This is a genomic window from Acidovorax sp. HMWF018, from assembly GCF_003061035.1.
GTDB lineage: Bacteria > Pseudomonadota > Gammaproteobacteria > Burkholderiales > Burkholderiaceae_C > Acidovorax > Acidovorax delafieldii.
In genome coordinates this window covers 1-2,147 of sequence record NZ_QAIM01000506.1, presented here as the reverse complement: position 1 = coordinate 2,147, position 2,147 = coordinate 1, and the positions used below count along the sequence as shown (strand labels likewise).

Annotated in this window: 3 protein-coding genes; 2 read left to right on the top strand and 1 reads right to left on the bottom strand. The window is 69.3% G+C overall.

Annotated features, from left to right (window positions below; all coding sequences use genetic code 11):
• A partial coding sequence (locus tag DBR23_RS21500; protein WP_199227772.1) for a cation:proton antiporter occupies positions 1-337 on the bottom strand: 337 nt, incomplete at its 3' end.
• A 213-nt stretch (positions 338-550) separates the two neighbouring features.
• On the opposite strand from DBR23_RS21500, the gene DBR23_RS21495 reads away from it, so the two are divergent.
• Together DBR23_RS21495 and DBR23_RS21490 are read left to right on the top strand one after the other, a co-directional pair.
• Positions 551-1,552: an SIS domain-containing protein gene (locus DBR23_RS21495; protein WP_108499541.1), complete on the top strand. Its 1,002-nt coding sequence runs from the start codon at positions 551-553 to the stop codon at positions 1,550-1,552.
• A 2-nt stretch (positions 1,553-1,554) separates the two neighbouring features.
• Positions 1,555-2,124 carry an HAD family hydrolase gene (locus DBR23_RS21490; protein WP_108499540.1) on the top strand — a complete coding sequence of 190 codons (570 nt, stop codon included), beginning with the start codon at positions 1,555-1,557 and terminating at the stop codon, positions 2,122-2,124.
• Positions 2,125-2,147: the final 23 nt, after the last annotated feature.

Below are 2,147 nucleotides of genomic sequence, written 5' to 3'. Positions count from 1 at the left end.
CCCCACCCGCCCAGCGCGACAGCGCCAGTGCCATGCCGGACACGACCGCCATCGTCAGCACCACCTGCATCAGCCCCAGGCCAAACACCTGCTTGCGCATGGCACGCAGCTTGGGCAGGCTGAACTCCAGCCCGATGGCAAACATCAGGAACACCACGCCAAACTCGCCCAGGTGGCGCACCCCTTCGGAGTTTTGCGCCAGTGCCAGCGCGTGCGGGCCAATGAGCACCCCAGCGGCCAGGTAGCCCAGCATGGGCGGCAGCTTGAGGCTGCGGCAGGTCACCACGCCCAGCACCGCGGCCAGCAGGTAAAGCAGTGTGAGGGCGAGAGAAGACATGGGTTCGATGCTATCCGAGGCTTGCGTTGTGTAACACAGGATTCAAGCAAGCCATTGGCCGGGGCTGCAGGCCGCTGCTGCCTCCCTGTTTGTGCAAGTCTGGCAAGCCTTGTGGGCCGGGCAAGGGCTTTTCTACCCGGATGCACGGACCGTGCCAGTGGACTTGGCCCATGCGACGGCCCGGCAGGCATGCCCGGTCGATAGAATCCTTGCATGACTCCCGCCCCCGCCGCGCTGCCCCCTTTTGATGCCGACCAGGCCCTGCGCCTGGCCCGCGAGACCTTCCACATCGAGGTGGAGGCCCTGAATGGCCTGGCGGCCCGCGTGGATGGTGTGTTTGCCCAGGCGGTGTTGATGGTGCTGCAGGCCCGGGGCCGCGTGGTGGTGATGGGCATGGGCAAAAGTGGCCACGTGGGGCGCAAGATCGCCGCCACACTGGCCTCCACCGGCACCCCCGCGTTTTTTGTGCACCCTGCCGAGGCCAGCCACGGCGACCTGGGCATGGTCACCGGCGACGATCTGGTGCTGGCCATCTCCAACAGCGGCGAAAGTGGCGAACTCACGGCCATCCTGCCCGTGCTGCGGCGCCTGGGCGCGCCCATGATCGCCATGACGGGCGGCCTGCAGTCCACCCTGGCGCGTTATGCCGACCTGGTGCTCGACTGCAGCGTGGCGCGCGAAGCCTGCCCGCTGAACCTGGCCCCCACCGCCAGCACCACGGCCCAGCTGGCCATGGGCGACGCGCTGGCTGTGGCCCTGCTGGACGCCCGGGGCTTCCGCCCCGAAGACTTTGCCCGCTCACACCCCGGCGGCGCGCTGGGCCGCAAGCTGCTCACCCATGTGAGCGACGTGATGCGCTCGGGCACCGAGGTGCCGCGCGTGGCCCCCGATGCCTCGTTCAGCGACCTCATGCGCGAGATGAGCGCTAAGGGCCTGGGCGCCTCGGCCATTGTCGATGCCGACGGGCAGCTGTTGGGCATCTTCACCGACGGCGACCTGCGCCGCCGCATCGAGGCCGGGGCGGACCTGCGGTCCACCACCGCAGCCCAGGTCATGCACGCCAACCCGCGCCGCATTGCCCCCGACGCCCTGGCCGTGGACGCCGCCGAAATGATGGAAGCCCACGCCATCACCAGCGTGCTGGTGGTGGACGCAGCGGGCGCCCTGGTGGGCGCGGTGCACATCGGCGATCTGATGCGGGCGAAGGTGATCTGACGATGGCGCTGGTTCCTCAGACCTCTCCCTCTCCTGCCCTGCAGATTGACCCGGAGCTGCTGCTGCGTGCCCAGGGCGTGCGCGTGGCCTTTTTCGACGTGGACGGTGTTCTCACCGACGGCGGCCTGTACTTCAGCGAAACGGGCGAGACCCTCAAACGGTTCAACACCCTGGACGGCCACGGCCTCAAGCTGCTGCAAAAGGCAGGCATCACCCCCGCCGTCATCACCGGCCGCGACTCTGCCCCATTGCGTGTGCGCCTCAAGGCCTTGGGCGTGGAGCACGCTGTGTTCGGCACTGAAGACAAGCGCCCCGCCGCCGAGCAGATTCTGGCCACCCTGGGCCTGACCTGGGCGCAGGCCGCTGCCATGGGCGACGACTGGCCCGACCTGCCCGTGATGCGCCGCAGCGCCTTTGCCTGCGCGCCCGCAAACGCCCAGACCGAGGTGCGCCACGCGGCCCACTTCGTCACCCAGGCGCGCGGGGGCGACGGTGCGGCGCGCGAGCTGTGCGACCTGCTGCTGGTGGCCACGGGCCGCTATGCGGCGCTGCTGGCGGACTACACCGCATGATCCGCGTGATCCGCCAGGGCTGG